Here is a 15,023-nt window from a genome sequence, read left to right as displayed (position 1 = left end):
CGAACACCACGATGGACGCGCAGACACCGGGCGAGGCCCGCCTGCAACGGATGGCGGAGCCGGAGGGCGCCGTCGCCGCCGAGACCCGGACCCTCGTGATCGGGCCCTACCAGACCCGCCGCGCCGCGTCCGGGCGGCCGGGCGAGAGCCGGGCCGCCGAGGCCCGCCTCGACGAGGCGGTCGGACTCGCCGCCGCGATCGAGCTCGACGTCGTCGACCGGCTCGGGGTCTCGCTGTCGGACATCCGGCCCTCGACCTATCTCGGCAAGGGCCGCGTCGAGGAGATCGCCGGGCGCATCGCCGCCGACGAGATCCGCCTCGTGGTGATGGATTGCGCCCTGTCGCCGGTGCAGCAGCGCAACCTGGAGAAGGCCTGGGGCGTCAAGGTCATCGACCGGACCGGGCTGATCCTCGAGATCTTCGGGCGCCGCGCCTCGACCCGCGAGGGCACGCTCCAGGTCGAGCACGCGCATCTCGCCTACCAGCGCAGCCGTCTGGTGCGGTCCTGGACCCACCTGGAGCGCCAGCGCGGCGGCTTCGGCTTCCTCGGCGGCCCCGGCGAGACCCAGATCGAGGCCGACCGCCGGATGATCCAGGAGCGGATGACCCGGATCGAGCGCGAACTGGAAACCGTCACCCGCACCCGCGGCCTGCACCGCCGCTCCCGCCGCCGGGTGCCGTACCCGATCGTCGCGCTCGTCGGCTACACCAATGCCGGCAAGTCGACGCTGTTCAACCGCCTCACCGCCGCCGAGGTGAAGGCCGAGGACATGCTGTTCGCGACCCTCGACCCGACCGCCCGGGCGATCCGGCTGCCGCACGGCGAGACCGCGATCCTGTCCGACACCGTCGGCTTCATCTCCGAACTGCCGACGATGCTGATCGCCGCGTTCCGGGCGACGCTGGAGGACGTGATCGAGGCCGACATCCTGCTCCACGTCCGCGACATCTCGCACGAGGACACCGAGGCCCAGGGCCAGGACGTGGCCGAGGTGCTCGGCGAACTCGGGATCGAGGCCGAGGCCGGGCGGGTGATCGAGGTCTGGAACAAGGCCGACCTCCTCGACGGCGCCGAGCGCGAGCGGCTGCTCAACCTCAGCCGCGCCTCCGGGACCGGCCGGAACGCCGCCGGGCCGGTGCTGATCTCGGCGCTGACCGGCGAGGGCATCGACCGCCTGCTGGCCCGGATCGAGGCCCGCATCGCCGAGACCCGGGCGAGCTTCGCCGTCGTGCTCGACCCGGCCGAGGGGGCCGGGCTGCACTGGCTCTACGAGAACGCCGAGGTGCTCGACCGCCGCGAGGACGCGTCGGGCGCCCAGCACCTCGTGGTGCGGGTCGCGCCCGAGAAGGAGCCGCGCTTCCTCAACCGCTTCGGCGCGGCGCGGCGGCTGCGGGCGGCGGGGGACTGACGGGGACGGCATGGCGATCGGGCGCCTCGCCGTCGCCGGCTACCGCTCCCTGCGCGACTTGCGCCTGTCCCTCGACCGGCTCACGGTCGTTACCGGGCCGAACGGCAGCGGCAAGTCGAGCCTGTACCGCGCCCTGCGGCTGCTCGCCGATTGCGCCCAGGGGCGGGTGATCGCCTCGCTCGCCCGCGAGGGCGGCTTCGGCTCGGCCCTGTGGGCGGGGCCGGAGGCGATCGGGCGCGCGGTCCGCTCCGGCGCGCACCCGGTCCAGGGCACGACCCGGCGCAACGCCGTCGCCCTGCGCCTCGGCTTCTCCGACGACGATTACGGCTACGCCATCGACCTCGGCCTGCCGGTCCCGGTGCCCGGCAGCGCCTTCTTCCGCGACCCGGAGATCAAGGTCGAGAGCGTGTGGACCGGGCCGCTCATCGGGCGGGCCAATGGTCTCGCGGAGCGGCGCAACGCGCTGATGCGCCTGCGCGACCGCGACGGGATCTGGCGCGAGGTGCCGCATCCGCTGGCGCCGTTCGACAGCCTGATGACCCACGGCGCCGACCCGCGCGACGCGCCCGAGGTGCTGCTGCTACGCGAGCGGATGCGCGGCTGGCGGTTCTACGACCATCTCCGCACCGACCCCGAGGCGCCGGCCCGCCGGCCGCAGGTCGGCACCCGCACGCCGGTCCTGGCCGGCGACGGATCGGACCTCGCCGCGGCCCTGCGGACGATCATCGAGATCGGCGACGAGGCCGGGCTGGCGCGGGCGATCGACGACGCCTTCCCGGGCACGCGCCTCGACGTCGCCGAGCAGGGCGGACAGTTCGCCCTCGACCTCTACCAGCCCGGGCTGCTGCGCCCGCTCAAGGGCGCCGAACTGTCGGACGGGACCCTGCGCTACCTCCTGCTCGCCGCCGCGCTGCTGACGCCGCGCCCGCCCGACCTGATGGTGCTCAACGAGCCCGAGACCAGCCTGCACGCCGACCTGCTCGGCCCGCTCGCCCGCCTGATCGCGGGTGCCGCGCGCCACGCCCAGATCATCGTCGTGACGCACGCGCCGGCCCTGGCCGACGCCCTGGCGCGGGAGCCCGGCGCCGGTCTCGTGACGCTGGAGAAGAGCTTTGGGGAGACCGCGGCGGTGGAGCACGATCCGCCGTCATGGGTGTGGGCGAAGCGGTGAGGCCGGATCAAGCAGGTGAAGCGGACCCTCACAGGCCGTGTTTTAATAGTTCGGTCATCCGCTCATGATGCACGTGATGGCCGCGGGATCCCGGCTTGCCACTCGTTTGAGTTCCATAACGTACATTATGCGAATCAAATTCCGTGGCCGTCCGGCGCGCACCAGACCCGCCGTCAGGCCCTCTCCTCCCGGTCCTCCCCCTGGACCAGCCGCGGCGCGGCCGGGACGCTCACGCCGTCATAGATCGCGGCCATCGTCAGGGTGACGCCGACCGTCGGCAGCGCGATCCCGGCTTCCAGTCCCTCGACACGCCGGCTCGACCACGACCCCTCGTCCGACCGCTCCCACACCACCACGAGCGGCTGGTTGGGCTCCACGATCAGGATCGCGTCGAGGCCTGGCATCGCACGGTACTCGTCCAACTTCTCGAACGTGTCGAAGTCGCGCGTGCTCGGCGACAGCACCTCGACGATCAGGCGCGCCTCCGCCGCCACGGTCGCGCGCGGATCGCGCCGGCCGCAATCGAGGCCGACATCCGGGCGCCGGATCTGGCCGGGCCGCGTCTCCACGGCGCCATCGCCGGTGAAGGGTCGGCATCCGCTGCCGCGGGTCTGGGTTTTCAGTTCCGCGACGAGGTTCACGACGATGTCGTCGTGGACGTTCGAGGCTCCCGCCATCAGCCTCGGCTCGCCCGAGACCAGTTCGTAGAGGTCCGGCTGGCGCGCCTGCCAGGCGAAGAACGCCTCTACGGTCCAGATGCGGCGTGCCGGCTCAGCCATCGCGGCCTCCGTTGCGGTGGCGGCGACGATAGCCGGCCCGGCGCTCCGCCGCCACGCTCAGCCCTCCCGCCCCTCGGTGAGCACGGCGAGATCGTCGACGACCGCCGCGAGCGCGTCGACCTCCGGCGCTCCGGCCGAGCGGGCACGGGCGAACACCGCCCGCTGGCGCTCGCTCGCGGTGCCGTCGCGGGCGATGCTCCGGGCGTGGTCGAGAGAGTCGGCGCAGCCGAGCGCGGCGGCGTCCTCGGCGACCAGGGCCAGGATCTCGTCCAGCGCCTCGGCGAACGGCCGGGCGCCGCCGGCGGCCTCGTCCACCGGCGCCATCCGCACACCGTCGCGCTGGGCCCGCCACTGGTTCTCCCGGGCCAGCGCCCGGGCGACGCCGTCGATCCCGGCATTCAGGTCGGGCCGGCGCTCGGCGCAGCGCACGAGGCAGCGGTAGAGCCCGGCGATGGCCAGCGCGTCCTCGACCCGCGGGCAGGAATCGGCGATGCGCAGTTCCAGGGTCGGGAACCGGATCGACGGGCGCAGGTGCCACCACAGGAAGCTCGCATCCTCGATCGCGCCGGCGGCCGTCATCACCCGCACGTAGCGCGCATAGGCGTCGGGCCCGTCGAACAGGTCGGGCAGCCCGGTGCGCGGCATCTCGCCGAAGGCGCTGAGCCGGTAGCCGGCGAGCCCGGTGTCGCGGCCGTGCCAGAACGGCGACGACACCGACAGGGCGAGCAGCAGCGGCAGGAACGGCAGCAGGCGGTTCATCAGGTCGACCCGGGCCTCCGGGTTCGCGACCTCGACATGGACGTGCAGCCCGCCCACCACCGAGCGCCGCCCGACCATCCGCACCGCGTCGAGGATGCCGTGATAGCGCTCCCCGTCGGTCGGCCGCTGGCTCTCCCAGGCGGCTTTCGGATGGGTGCCGGCGGCGAAGACCAGCAGGCCGTGGGCGCGGCCGATCTCGGCGAGGCCCCGGCGCTGGCCGGCGAGCGAGGCCCGGGCCGCCTCCGTCTCGGTGCAGGGCGGCGTCGCGATCTCGATCTGGCTCTGGAGCAATTCGCGCTCGGCCGGCAGCAGCGCGCGGGCGGCGGCGTGGAAGCCGGCCACGCCCCGGCGCGGGGTGTCCCGGGTGGCGGCGTCGGCGAGGAAGAACTCTTCCTCGATCCCGAAGCGGTAGGCGGTGTCGGACATGCGGCGGGTCTCTCCGGAAACGGGAACGGGCGCTCCGGCCCGGGCGGGCCTCAGCGCAGGATCAGCACCAGCACGAGGGCGAGAACCACGGCCGCGAGCCCGGCGATCGCGACCGCCCGGTGCGCGCCGGCCCGGCCCGGTCCCGGCGCCGGCGCGGCGCTCGCGGGAGCCGCACCGCGCGGGGCGGCGGTCGCCGGGGCCGGCGGTCCGGCCGGAGGCGGCGGCACCTCGGGCACGGGCATCGCCGGCATCGGGGCGGCGGTCGAGCCGGGCCGGCCGCCGAGCAGGCTCTCGTCCAGGTCGACCGGGATCCCGGCATCCTCCAGCTCGATCACCACCAGGGCGATCGCGTCGGCGCTCATCCCGCCGATCGGCAGCGCCTGCCGCAGGTCCTCGGTCGTCAGCCCGTCCCGGCGGCGGCCGAGGGCGATCAGCCGGTCGAGGGTCGCGCGGTCGATGCCGGCCTCCATGGCGCTCGTCCTCCCGGTGTCCGGCCGGCGTCCTGCCGCCACGGCTCCCCTCAGACATGATGCACGGGGGCGGGAATCCAAGCGGCGATTGTCGGGCCCGAGGTGCGATCGGCCTTGCCCCCGCCGCGATCCGGTGGGAGGCAGCGGGGACGCCCGGCTCCCGCCGGGCCCGGGCCCGAGGACCGCCGCCCACCATGACCCCTCCGCCGAGGTCCGCTCTCGCAAGGTCCGTTGCCGCATGAACGCCCATCCGTCGTTTCCCCGCAGCGGTGCCGTGCCGCTGGCCCGGGTCGTCCCGCCCGCGGGCCCCCTCGGAACCCTCGCCCTGCTGCGGACGGTGGTGCGCAACCCGATCGAGGCCTGGCCGCGCGAGGTCTTCCACGAGCCGCTGCTGCCGACGACCTTCCTCGGCCGCGCCAGCCTGTTCGTCATGGATCCGGCCCTGGTCCGGGCGGTGCTGGTCGATCAGGCCGACGGGTTCGAGAAGTCGGAGGCGTTCCGGCGCTCGCTGTCGCCGGCGCTCGGCGACGCGATCCTCACCGCCGACGGCGCGCGCTGGCGCTGGCAGCGCCGGGCGGCGGCGCCGATCTTCCGCAACGAGCGCATCCGCGGCTTCCTGCCGGCGATGGTCGGGGCCGCCGAGCGGATGCGCGACCGCCTCGCCGCCCTCCCCGCCTCGGCCGAGGTCGACCTCTCCGCCGAGCTGATGCGGACCACCTTCGACATCATCGTCGAGACGATGCTGTCGGGCCACGGCCGGATCGACGTCGCCCGCGTCGCCAAGGGCGTGACGGACTACCTCGAATCGACGAGCTGGGTCTTCGCCCTGACGCTGGCCGGCGCCCCGGCCTGGATGCCCTATCCCGGCCGGCGCCGGGCCGAGACCGCCAAGCACTACCTGCGCGACGAGCTCGCCCGCCTCGTCGCCGAGGGGCGGCGGGACGGGACGGAGGGGCGCAGCGACCTGCTCAGCCTGCTGCTCACCGCCCGCGACCCCGAGACCGGCCGGGCGATGGACGACACCGACGTCGCCGACAACCTGCTCACCTTCGTCACCGCCGGCCACGAGACCACGGCGCTGGCGCTCACCTGGGCGCTCTACATCCTGGCCCTGCACCCGGAGACCGAGGCGGCCGTGGCCGAGGAGGTGCGGACGGTGGTCGGCGACGGCGCCCCGACCGCCGACGACGTCGACGCCCTGACCTACACCCGGCAGGTGATCCAGGAGGCGATGCGGCTCTACCCGCCGGCCCCGGTGGTGGTGCGCGCCGCGCTCGACGACCTCGACCTCGGCGGGCACCGGATCCTCAAGGGCACGCCGATCACGATCCCGATCTACGCCATCCACCGCCACGCCCGCCTGTGGAACGAGCCCGACCGCTTCGACCCGGCGCGGTTCGCGCCCGAGGCGGCCAAGGCCCGCGACCGCTACAGCTACCTGCCGTTCGGCGCCGGCCCGCGGATCTGCATCGGCCTGAGCTTCGCGATGATGGAGGCGGTGGCGATCCTGGCGGTGCTGGTGCGCGACCTGCGCTTCCGCCTGCGCCCCGGCTTCGTGCCGACGCTCAAGCAGCGCATCACCCTGCGCCCGGCCGAGGGCATGCCGATGCGGGTCGGGCGGCGGTAGGGTCGGCCGCGAAGGCATCGGTCGCCTCGCGCATCCGCGCCGTCATCTCGGGGCCGCCATGGCCCTCGGTCTCGACCACGACGAGGCGGCTCGCCGGCCATTGCCGGTGCAGGCGCCACGCCGTCACCGGCGGACCGCTCACGTCGCGGCGACCATGGATCAGGACGGCGGGGATGTGCCGGATCGCATCCATGCGGTCGAGGATCGCCTGCCCGGCGGGCAGGAAGCCATCGTGAGCCCAGTAGTGTGTCACCAGGGTCGCGAAGACCGCGTGGTGCTCCGGGCCTTCGTCTGGGATGGGCGGAGATTTCCCGCCGGAGTCGAAGGCGATGTGCGCCGCTTCCCAGGCGACCCAATCGGAGGCCGCCCGCACTCTGTCCTCGGCATCGGCACCGGCCAGACGCCTCGCATAGGCATCGACGATGCGCTCTCCATCGATTCGACGGGATCCACGCTCGAAGACCTGCCACGCCTCCGGGAAGATGCGGCCGACCCCCTCGGTGATCCATTCGACCTCCTCGGGGCTGGTCGTGGTGACGGCCGCGAGAACCAGTTCGGTCACCCGGTGCGGGTGGGTCTGGGCGTAGGCGAGCGCGAGCGTCGAGCCCCACGAGACGCCCGAGACGAGCCAGCTTTCGACGCCGACATGCCTCCGCACGGCCTCGATGTCCGCGATGAGAGTCTGGGTGGTGTTGCGGTGCAGCCGCTCCAGCGCGGCAGTCGCGAGCGGGCGGCTGCGTCCGCAGCCGCGCTGGTCGATCGCGATGACGTGGTAGGCTGCCGGATCGAACAGCCGCCGGTAGCCACCATGGCCGAGTCCGCTGCCGGGCCCACCATGCAGGTACAGCGCGGGCCGCCCGAGACGATTGCCGCTGACCTCGTAGTGGATCTGGTCGCCGTCCGCCATGCGGAGGTGCCCGGTGGCGAGGGCGGTCATCGGGCCATCCTCCGGTGACCTGCCTGGAGGAAACGCTCCATCCAGACAGGTATTTGCAGGCAGATGTCGAGAGGCCGCACGAGGCGCCCTCCCCGTCCTGGCCGCGGCTCCTTGGCGAGCCGGTGAAAGGTTCAGGCCCGCGCCGGCTCGGCGTCGAGGGCGGCGAGCTCGGTGCGGGCGCGGGCGATCAGCCGTGCGTGCTGGAGCTGGAGGGCGCGGCTGTTGGCGCCGCGCCCGGCGGAACTGCGGATGTCGGCGAGCGCCCGTTCGTAGTGCCGGAGTTGGTCCTCGACACGGCGGCGCTGTTCGATGCGATGCGGCATCCGGTTTCTCCTCGGTGGCGGCCCGGGCGCCGGCGCCGGTTCACGCAGCGGATCGCGAACCCGGACCAAACCCCTGACCCTGCATCGGATGTCCCGCAAGTCGCGCCGCCTCCGGCGGCACCGCTCGCGGCACGAGGCCCGCCGCCTCCGGCGTCCGGGTGGTTACAGCCAAGGTTACGAAGATGGCGGGAATGCGGCGCCCCTGCCCGACCTGCGGCGGCGGCCCACGCGAAAAGGGCCGGCGCGAGGCCGGCCCTTCGGGATCGAGGCGGTCGTGGAGGGTGACGGTCAGAACCGGCCGTAGCCGCGCGGCCCGCCGTAGAAGCGGCGGCCGTGGCCCGGGTGGTAGCCGTAATGGTGGTGGCGGCGGAAACCGTAGGCGCGGCCGTAGGGCGGGCCGAAATGGCGGCGATAGCCGTAGGGGCGGCCCCAATGGCCATGCCGGCGGTGATAGCCGTACTGCGCCCAGGCGGTCGGGGCCTGCGCCTCGACGGCGGGAGCCGCCGCGGCGGCCGGCGTCGGGGCGGTGCCGCCCAGGGTGGCGCCCAGGATCAGGCCGGCGGCCAGCATCATCGGTTTCAGCACGGGATCGGCTCCTCGCGGATGGAAGGAGCGACCCCAACGCGGTGGTCCCGCGGATGGTTGCGCTGCCAACCGCGCGATCCGGCATCGGATCGCCTGATACGGGATCCGGAAGATTGCTTCCGGATCCCGTATCGTCAGCCCGCGCGGCGCATGAGCGAAGCCGATTTCCGCATCGCGAAGCGATCCGCCAGGATCGCCTGAAGCGATCGATCGGAAATCGTATGATCCGGTGCCGGGATCAGGCGATCTTCAGGGTCATGTCGACCACCGGGGCCTCGCCGGCGCCCCTGACCAGGGCGATGCCGTGCTCGCAATCCTCGCGCCGGACGTAGCCCTCGGCCGAGTCGGCGACCGTCTCGCCGTTGGCCGCCCGCAGGCGCCAGCGCCACTGGCCGGGGGCATCCCGGTAGATCTCGAACCGCATCCTGTCCTCCTGCCTGCGCCGTTCCGGCGCCGACACAGATGGGGCGGGCCGGCGCCGGCGCAATCCGGCGGGGACGCGCTCAGCGCGGCAGCGTGCTGCCGAAATGCCGCTCGACGAGGCCGGTGAGGCGCGCGGCGGTCTCGGCCACGGTCTGGTCGGCGGTGTCGAGCACCGCCCGGGCGCGGCCGTAGAGCGGCTCGCGGCTGAGCAGCACCGCCCCGAGCTGGCGCAGGGCGTCGTCGTTGTCGGGCAGGCGCGGGCGGGCGACGCCGCGGGCGGTCTGCTCGCGCACCCGGCGCATGTGCTCCTCCGGCCGCGCCTTGAGCCAGACGGTGAAGAACGACGACAGCAGCAGGTCGAGGGTCAGCGGCTCGGCGACGATGCCGCCGCCGGTGGCGAGCACCATCGGGCCGGGCTGCTCGACGAGGCGGCGCAGCGCCCCCTGCTCCATCCGGCGGAAACCCTCCTGGCCGTAGATCGCGAAGATCTCCGACACCTGGAGGCCGTTCTCGCTCTCGATCTCGCGGTTCAGCTCGACGAAGGGCCAGTCCAGCCGCTCGGCGAGGATGCGCCCGAGGGTCGACTTGCCGGCGCCGCGCAGCCCGATCAGGGCGACGCGCTGCGGCCCGGTCCCGTCGGGGGCGGCGCCCCCCGTGAGCACGCGCTTGGCCTCGGCGACCTGCGCCGGCGAGGCGTCGCGCAGGAGGTCGCGCAGCACCGGCCAGTCGGGCGGGCTCTCGACCGCGGCGATCAGGTCCTCCAGCCGCACGCCCATGGCGGTCGCCACCCGGCGCAGCAGGATGATCGAGACGTTGCCCTGCCCGCCTTCGAGCTGGGCGATGTAGCGCTCCGACAGGCCGGAGGTCTGGGACAGCATCTTGCGCGACATCGCCCGCACGGCGCGCATGGTGCGCACGCGCTGCCCGAGGTCGGACAGGAACCGGGCCTCCTGGTCCTCGGCGGTGCCGGGCGCGGGAGCGCCGGCCGGGCCGGAGGGCGCGAAGGAGGGAGCCGGGGAGGATCGCATCGGGCATCGGGGGTTGGCAGGCGCGGTCCTGCGGCGCGGCGCCGTCGCGCCGGCCGGGCGCGCCCGGGGAACAAGGTGCCTGCTTTATCCCATCGGGAGGCGGCTGGCGACGTGACGGCGCGCACGGCCGAGGTGCCGGCGCTGCGCGGCTGCCCGCAAGAACCGGGCCGTCGTCCGGCTTCCGATGGATCGCTTCAGGCGTCCTGGCGGTCGCGGATCTCGACCGGCCCGACCTGCGCCACCCGCAGCCCCGCCGCCATCGCGTGCAGCCGGCTCTGCGGGTCCTCGGGCTGGATCACGCCGGCCGACATCACCAGCTTGGCGGCGTCGTCCACGCTCATCGGCACCTCGATCACCTCGCTGCGCGGCAGGTAGAAGAAGAACCCGGTGGTCGGGTTGGGCGCGCAGGGCAGGAACACGCCGACATAGTCGCCGGCCGGCGGCAGCGCGTTCTGCACGTCCGGGCCGGCCGGGGCCGACAGGAACACCACCGACCACGTGCCCTTGACCGGGAACTCGACCAGCCCGACGGTGCGGAACGAGGTGCCGCTGGTCGAGAACAGGGTCTCGAACACCTGCCGCAGGCCGCGATAGAGCCCGGAGATCACCGGGGTGCGGGCGAGCAGCACCTCGCCGAACTCCACCACCGAGCGGCCGACGAGGTTGGCGGTGAGCGCGCCGAGCGTCGTCAGCGCCACGAACGCGATGACGAGGCCGAGGCCCGGGATGCTGAACGGCAGGTAGTGGTCGGGCAGGTAGGCCGACGGCACCAGCGGCTTGACCCAGCCGTCGATGAGGCTGATGCACCACCAGGTGATGTAGATCGTGATCGCCAGCGGCCCGGCCACGATGACGCCGGTGAAGAAGTAGTTGCGCAGCCGCCCGCGGACGCTGACGCGCGTGCGGGCGTTCGAGAGGTCGGGCTCCTGGATCAACGGCGACGGTTCCGACACGCTCGGGCTCTCAACACCGCAGGCGCCCCCTGCGGGACCAGAGGTAGCGGGTTGCTGCGCTGCGCTCAAGGCGGCCCGGCATGAGCCGTTCGGACCCCGTCCGCGCCCTGCTGGGCGAGGCCCTCGCCGATCCGCGCTGGGGCTGGAGCGTCGGGGCCTACGGCGCCGGCGCCACCCTGCGGCGCGAGCCGCCGGAGGTCTCGTGCGCCCCCGCCTGCGGCCGGCCCGGCTTCGTCGCGGCGGGCGGCGCGCTGGTGCTCGGCGACGGTTCGTGGGTGCGGCCGGTCGCCTACGAGACGGCGTTCGGCGACGGGTGGAGCCACGCCGTCGCCCTGTGCCTGCCGCAGGACGCGCTGGCGCCCGCCGGCCCGGACCGGATCACGGAAGCTGGCCCGGACCGGGCGGCGATCCGCCCGGCGGCGCGCGACCGGCCGCTGTTCGACCTCGGTCTCGCGGTGCCCGGCATCGCGGTCGGCCTGCGCCCGGCGACGGCGCAGGCGCGGGCCGCGCTCGATGCCGTCCGCGGCCGGTCCTGTGTCGCCGTCTGGCCCGCCCTCGCCGAGCTGGACGGCGACGCCGTCGTCCAGGTGCCCTGCGGCCGGGCCGAGGTGCGGCTCGCGGGCGCGAGCGGATTCCGCTTCCACCTGTTCGCGCGCCTGCTGCGCCTCGGCCGCCGGCACGCCGCCACGGCGCCGATCCCGGCCGGCCTCGTGCCGGTGATGCACCTGCATCCGCCCCACCCGCTCGGCCCGGCGGGTTTCGACCGCCGGCACCACGACCGCTTCCAGGCCGTGCTCGCGCGGTTCGGCGATCCGGACCTGGTGGCGCTGAAGCGGGCGGTGTGGTCGGGCGGGGAGCCGGCGGCACCGCACCGGGCCGGGCGGGCGGCGGTGCGGGTGGCGCGGGCGCAGGCGCGGTGGCTCGCGCAGGACGGGTGGTGAGGGCGCTCGGATCTTTGGGTTTGGACAGAACGACATGCCCGGCGCGAACCTTCCCCCTTTGCGGGGGGATGGTCAGGGCCGCGGTTCCTTCAGGCTGCCATCATCGATCGTCGAGCAGTTCGAACCCGGCGTTGCCGGCGATCTGCTCGGACGCGTCGAGGATTTCGATCGCCACGATCCGGCCCTCGGCGTCGAAGTCGAACACGACGCCGGGACGGATCTCTTCGCTCTCCACGATCGCGGCCTCGGCGAAGCGCAGGTACAGCGCGTCGGTCTCGCGATCGTACCGGCTCCTCATCGCCGCCTCCCCGACACGACCACCCTACCCTTCCAGCCGCGCCAGCGCCTCGCGCACCTTGGCGAGGCGGGCCGCGGCGGTCTCGCGGCGCTCGCGCTGCTCCTCCACCACCTCCTCCTTGGCCCGGGCGAGGAAGTCGGCGTTGCCGAGCTTGGCGTCGATCTTGGCGATCTCGCCGACGAGCTTGGCGTCCTCCTTCTTCAGCCGCGCCACCTCGGCCGCGAGGTCGACCACGCCTTCGAGCGGCAGGGCCGCCACCTCGCCGCGGACGATGAGCTGCACCGACTTGGCCGGGCTGGTCTCCGCGACGTCGATCGAGGCGAGTCGGCCGAGGCGGCGCACGGTCTCGCCCCAGCGCTCCGCCCGCTCGCGCACCGCGGCGCTCGGGGCCACCAGCACCAGGGGAATCTGCGCCGAGGCCGGCACGTTGGTCTCCGAGCGCGCGGAGCGGATCTCGGACACGAGATCGACCACCCAGCCGATCTCGGCCTCGGCCTCCGGCCGCGCCAGGGCGGCGAGGTCGGGCCAGCGCGACAGCACCAGCAGCCCGCGGTCGAGCCCGGCTTCGCGGCCCTTGATCGCCCACAATTCCTCGGTGAGGAACGGCATGAACGGGTGCAGGAGGATGCAGATCTGGTCGATGAGGAACGCCACCGTGCGGCGGGTCTCCTCCTTGGCCGGCCCGTCCTCGCCCTGAAGCACGGGCTTGGCCAGTTCGAGGTACCAGTCGCAGAAGACGTTCCAGACGAAGCGGTAGGCGGCGTTGGCGGCGTCGTTGAAGCGGAACGCATCGAGCGCCGCGGTGATCTCAGCCGCGGCGCGGGCGGCCTCGCCGAGCGCCCAGGCGTTCAGCGTCCCGCTCACCGCGGCCGGGTCGAAGGCCGGGTCGAGCCGGCAGCCGTTCATCTCGGCGAAGCGCGAGGCGTTCCACAGCTTGGTCGCGAAGTTGCGGTAGCCCTCGACCCGCTGCACCGCGAGCTTGATGTCGCGCCCCTGCGCCGCCATCGCCGCCAGGGTGAAGCGCAGGGCGTCGGCGCCGTAGCGGTCGACGAGGTCGAGGGGATCGACGACGTTGCCCTTCGACTTCGACATCTTCGCCCCCTTCTCGTCGCGGACGAGGGCGTGGATGTAGACGGTGCCGAACGGGACCTCGTCCATCGCGTGAAGGCCGAGCATCATCATCCGGGCGACCCAGAAGAAAATGATGTCGAAGCCGGTCACCAGGGTGCTGGTCGGGTAGTAGCGCGCCAGTTCCGGCGTCGCGTCGGGCCAGCCCAGCGTCGAGAACGGCCACAGGCCGGACGAGAACCAGGTGTCGAGCACGTCCTCGTCGCGGCGCAGCGTCACCGGGCGGCCGTGCTTCGCCGCGGCCTGCTCCAGCGCCGCCTCCTCGCTCTCGGCGACGAAGACGGCGCCGTCGGGGTCGTACCAGGCCGGGATCTGGTGGCCCCACCAGAGCTGGCGCGAGATGCACCACGGCTCGATGTTCTCGAGCCACTGGAAGTAGGTTTTTTCGTAGGTCTCCGGCACGAAGCGCGTGCGCCCGTCGCGCACCGCCTGCATCGCCCGCTCGGCCAGCGGCTTGACGTCGACGTACCACTGATCGGTGAGGTAGGGCTCGATCACCACGCCGGAGCGGTCGCCGTGCGGCACCGCGTGGGTGTTGGGCTCGATCTGCACGAGCCGGCCCTGCTCCTCCATCAAGGCGACGACGCGCTTGCGCGCCTCGGCCCGGTCGAGGCCGTGGAGCGCCAGGGTCTCGGGCGCCGGCTCGACTCCAGCCAGGAAGGCCTCGTTGCCGTCGAGGCTGATGCGGGCTTCCTCGTCCAGCACGTTGATGAGCGGCAGGCCGTGCCGGCGCCCGACCTCGAAGTCGTTGAAGTCGTGGGCCGGGGTGATCTTGACCGCGCCGGTGCCCTTCTCGGGGTCGGAATACTCGTCGGCCACGATTCCGATCAGGCGGCCGACCAGCGGCAGGCGCACGCGCCGGCCGACCAGCGCCCGATAGCGCTCGTCGTCGGGGTGGACTGCGACCGCGGTGTCGCCGAGCATCGTCTCGGGCCGGGTCGTCGCCACCGTGATCGTCTCGCCGGTCTCGGCGCCGGCGTCGTCCACCACCGGGTAGGCGAAGTGCCAGAGATGGCCCTTCACCTCGACCTGCTGCACCTCAAGGTCGGAGATCGCGGTCTGGAACTTCGGATCCCAGTTCACGAGGCGCTTGTCGCGGTAGATCAGCCCTTTCGCGTGCAGGTCGACGAACACCTTGAGGACGGCCTTCGACAGGCCCTCGTCCATGGTGAAGCGCTCGCGCGACCAGTCGCAGGAGGCGCCGAGCCGCTTCAACTGGTTGACGATGGTGCCGCCGGACTCGGCCTTCCACTCCCAGACCCGGCGGACGAATTCCGGCCGGCCGAGCGCCCGGCGGTCGGGCTGCTGGCTCTCGGCGAGGCGGCGCTCGACCACCATCTGGGTCGCGATGCCGGCGTGGTCGGTGCCGGGCTGCCACAGCACGTCCTTGCCGCGCAGGCGCTCGAAGCGCGCCAGCACGTCCTGCAGCGTGTTGTTGAGGGCATGGCCCATGTGCAGCGAGCCCGTCACGTTCGGCGGCGGGATCATGATGCTGTAGGGCGCGGCGCCGGCGCGGTCGGGGCGCCCGGCCCGGAAGGCCTGGGCCTCCTCCCACTCGGCGGCGATGCGCGCCTCGACGGCGGCGGGATCGAAGGTCTTGTCCATCATGGCGGGGCCGCTCGCGCGGTCCGGGCCTCGACCCGGGCCGCGCCTCCTTGAGGGTTGTGGCGGTCGGGCGCGCGGGCGCACCGACGGCGCGGAAAACGAAAAAACCGGCCGCACGGGCGACCGGCTCCATGCCGTGCTTTCAACCGGACGCCGCCGCG

At 73.5% G+C, this 15,023-nt stretch carries 15 protein-coding genes; 4 read left to right on the top strand and 11 right to left on the bottom strand.

What is annotated here, in order from left to right:
• The first annotated feature begins 11 nt into the window (after nucleotides 1-11).
• Nucleotides 12-1,409: a GTPase HflX gene (gene hflX, locus EOE48_RS22710; RefSeq protein ID WP_127733166.1), complete on the top strand. Its 1,398-nt coding sequence runs from the start codon at nucleotides 12-14 to the stop codon at nucleotides 1,407-1,409.
• 10 nt (nucleotides 1,410-1,419) lie between these two features.
• The gene (locus tag EOE48_RS22705; protein ID WP_127733165.1) at nucleotides 1,420-2,580 is read left to right on the top strand and encodes an AAA family ATPase; all 1,161 of its coding nucleotides are present in this window, start codon (nucleotides 1,420-1,422) and stop codon (nucleotides 2,578-2,580) included.
• Between the two features lie 173 nt (nucleotides 2,581-2,753).
• Here the strand turns inward: EOE48_RS22705 and EOE48_RS22700 are convergent, their stop codons facing one another.
• Genes EOE48_RS22700 through EOE48_RS22690 form a run of 3 tightly spaced genes read right to left on the bottom strand, consistent with a single transcriptional unit; the run spans nucleotide 2,754 to nucleotide 5,014 of the window.
• A complete protein-coding gene (locus tag EOE48_RS22700) occupies nucleotides 2,754-3,359 on the bottom strand; it encodes a Uma2 family endonuclease (protein WP_127733164.1) in 606 nt (201 codons plus the stop codon).
• 57 nt (nucleotides 3,360-3,416) lie between these two features.
• Nucleotides 3,417-4,544: a carboxylate-amine ligase gene (locus EOE48_RS22695; RefSeq protein ID WP_127733163.1), complete on the bottom strand. Its 1,128-nt coding sequence runs from the start codon at nucleotides 4,542-4,544 to the stop codon at nucleotides 3,417-3,419.
• 50 nt (nucleotides 4,545-4,594) lie between these two features.
• On the bottom strand, nucleotides 4,595-5,014 hold the full coding sequence (locus EOE48_RS22690; protein ID WP_127733162.1) for an RNA polymerase sigma factor region1.1 domain-containing protein: 420 nt from the start codon (nucleotides 5,012-5,014) through the stop codon (nucleotides 4,595-4,597).
• 238 nt (nucleotides 5,015-5,252) lie between these two features.
• On the opposite strand from EOE48_RS22690, the gene EOE48_RS22685 reads away from it, so the two are divergent.
• Nucleotides 5,253-6,641 carry a cytochrome P450 gene (locus EOE48_RS22685; protein ID WP_127733161.1) on the top strand — a complete coding sequence of 463 codons (1,389 nt, stop codon included), beginning with the start codon at nucleotides 5,253-5,255 and terminating at the stop codon, nucleotides 6,639-6,641.
• On the opposite strand, the gene pip is transcribed toward EOE48_RS22685, so the two are convergent.
• The 6 genes from pip to EOE48_RS22655 form a co-directional block, all read right to left on the bottom strand.
• On the bottom strand, nucleotides 6,592-7,578 hold the full coding sequence (gene pip, locus EOE48_RS22680; RefSeq protein WP_127733160.1) for a prolyl aminopeptidase: 987 nt from the start codon (nucleotides 7,576-7,578) through the stop codon (nucleotides 6,592-6,594). The genes EOE48_RS22685 and pip overlap by 50 nt on opposite strands.
• A gap of 131 nt (nucleotides 7,579-7,709) precedes the next feature.
• Nucleotides 7,710-7,901 (bottom strand): hypothetical protein, encoded by a 192-nt coding sequence (locus EOE48_RS22675; RefSeq protein ID WP_127733159.1) that lies wholly within the window; start codon nucleotides 7,899-7,901, stop codon nucleotides 7,710-7,712.
• A gap of 288 nt (nucleotides 7,902-8,189) precedes the next feature.
• The gene (locus tag EOE48_RS22670; RefSeq protein WP_127733158.1) at nucleotides 8,190-8,486 is read right to left on the bottom strand and encodes a hypothetical protein; all 297 of its coding nucleotides are present in this window, start codon (nucleotides 8,484-8,486) and stop codon (nucleotides 8,190-8,192) included.
• Nucleotides 8,487-8,724: 238 nt separating this feature from the next.
• Nucleotides 8,725-8,910 carry a YegP family protein gene (locus EOE48_RS22665; RefSeq protein ID WP_127733157.1) on the bottom strand — a complete coding sequence of 62 codons (186 nt, stop codon included), beginning with the start codon at nucleotides 8,908-8,910 and terminating at the stop codon, nucleotides 8,725-8,727.
• Nucleotides 8,911-8,989: 79 nt separating this feature from the next.
• A complete protein-coding gene (locus tag EOE48_RS22660; RefSeq protein WP_127733156.1) occupies nucleotides 8,990-9,937 on the bottom strand; it encodes a helix-turn-helix transcriptional regulator in 948 nt (315 codons plus the stop codon).
• A gap of 194 nt (nucleotides 9,938-10,131) precedes the next feature.
• Entirely contained in the window at nucleotides 10,132-10,890 is a 759-nt protein-coding gene (locus EOE48_RS22655; protein ID WP_127733155.1) for a DUF502 domain-containing protein, read from the bottom strand.
• An 80-nt stretch (nucleotides 10,891-10,970) separates the two neighbouring features.
• Here EOE48_RS22655 and EOE48_RS22650 point away from each other — a divergent pair, with 80 nt between their 5' ends.
• Nucleotides 10,971-11,831 (top strand): DUF6925 family protein, encoded by an 861-nt coding sequence (locus EOE48_RS22650; RefSeq protein WP_127733154.1) that lies wholly within the window; start codon nucleotides 10,971-10,973, stop codon nucleotides 11,829-11,831.
• A 100-nt stretch (nucleotides 11,832-11,931) separates the two neighbouring features.
• Here the strand turns inward: EOE48_RS22650 and EOE48_RS22645 are convergent, their stop codons facing one another.
• Entirely contained in the window at nucleotides 11,932-12,129 is a 198-nt protein-coding gene (locus EOE48_RS22645) for a DUF2283 domain-containing protein (protein ID WP_127733153.1), read from the bottom strand.
• 24 nt (nucleotides 12,130-12,153) lie between these two features.
• The gene (locus EOE48_RS22640; RefSeq protein ID WP_127733152.1) at nucleotides 12,154-14,865 is read right to left on the bottom strand and encodes a valine--tRNA ligase; all 2,712 of its coding nucleotides are present in this window, start codon (nucleotides 14,863-14,865) and stop codon (nucleotides 12,154-12,156) included.
• Between the last annotated feature and the right edge of the window lie 158 nt (nucleotides 14,866-15,023).

Source organism: Methylobacterium oryzihabitans (genome assembly GCF_004004555.2).
Lineage (GTDB): Bacteria > Pseudomonadota > Alphaproteobacteria > Rhizobiales > Beijerinckiaceae > Methylobacterium > Methylobacterium oryzihabitans.
This window is presented reverse-complemented; position numbering and strand designations above follow the sequence as displayed.

What these genes read in the sequence shown, in the direction of transcription:
- EOE48_RS22685 (WP_127733161.1), top strand. Translation starts at nt 5,253, where the DNA reads ATGAACGCCCATCCGTCGTTTCCCCGCAGCGGTGCCGTGCCGCTGGCC.
- EOE48_RS22660 (WP_127733156.1), bottom strand. Translation starts at nt 9,937, where the DNA reads ATGCGATCCTCCCCGGCTCCCTCCTTCGCGCCCTCCGGCCCGGCCGGC.
- hflX (WP_127733166.1), top strand. Translation starts at nt 12, where the DNA reads ATGGACGCGCAGACACCGGGCGAGGCCCGCCTGCAACGGATGGCGGAG.
- EOE48_RS22665 (WP_127733157.1), bottom strand. Translation starts at nt 8,910, where the DNA reads ATGCGGTTCGAGATCTACCGGGATGCCCCCGGCCAGTGGCGCTGGCGC.
- pip (WP_127733160.1), bottom strand. Translation starts at nt 7,578, where the DNA reads ATGACCGCCCTCGCCACCGGGCACCTCCGCATGGCGGACGGCGACCAG.
- EOE48_RS22700 (WP_127733164.1), bottom strand. Translation starts at nt 3,359, where the DNA reads ATGGCTGAGCCGGCACGCCGCATCTGGACCGTAGAGGCGTTCTTCGCC.
- EOE48_RS22640 (WP_127733152.1), bottom strand. Translation starts at nt 14,865, where the DNA reads ATGATGGACAAGACCTTCGATCCCGCCGCCGTCGAGGCGCGCATCGCC.
- EOE48_RS22690 (WP_127733162.1), bottom strand. Translation starts at nt 5,014, where the DNA reads ATGGAGGCCGGCATCGACCGCGCGACCCTCGACCGGCTGATCGCCCTC.
- EOE48_RS22695 (WP_127733163.1), bottom strand. Translation starts at nt 4,544, where the DNA reads ATGTCCGACACCGCCTACCGCTTCGGGATCGAGGAAGAGTTCTTCCTC.
- EOE48_RS22645 (WP_127733153.1), bottom strand. Translation starts at nt 12,129, where the DNA reads ATGAGGAGCCGGTACGATCGCGAGACCGACGCGCTGTACCTGCGCTTC.
- EOE48_RS22675 (WP_127733159.1), bottom strand. Translation starts at nt 7,901, where the DNA reads ATGCCGCATCGCATCGAACAGCGCCGCCGTGTCGAGGACCAACTCCGG.
- EOE48_RS22650 (WP_127733154.1), top strand. Translation starts at nt 10,971, where the DNA reads ATGAGCCGTTCGGACCCCGTCCGCGCCCTGCTGGGCGAGGCCCTCGCC.
- EOE48_RS22705 (WP_127733165.1), top strand. Translation starts at nt 1,420, where the DNA reads ATGGCGATCGGGCGCCTCGCCGTCGCCGGCTACCGCTCCCTGCGCGAC.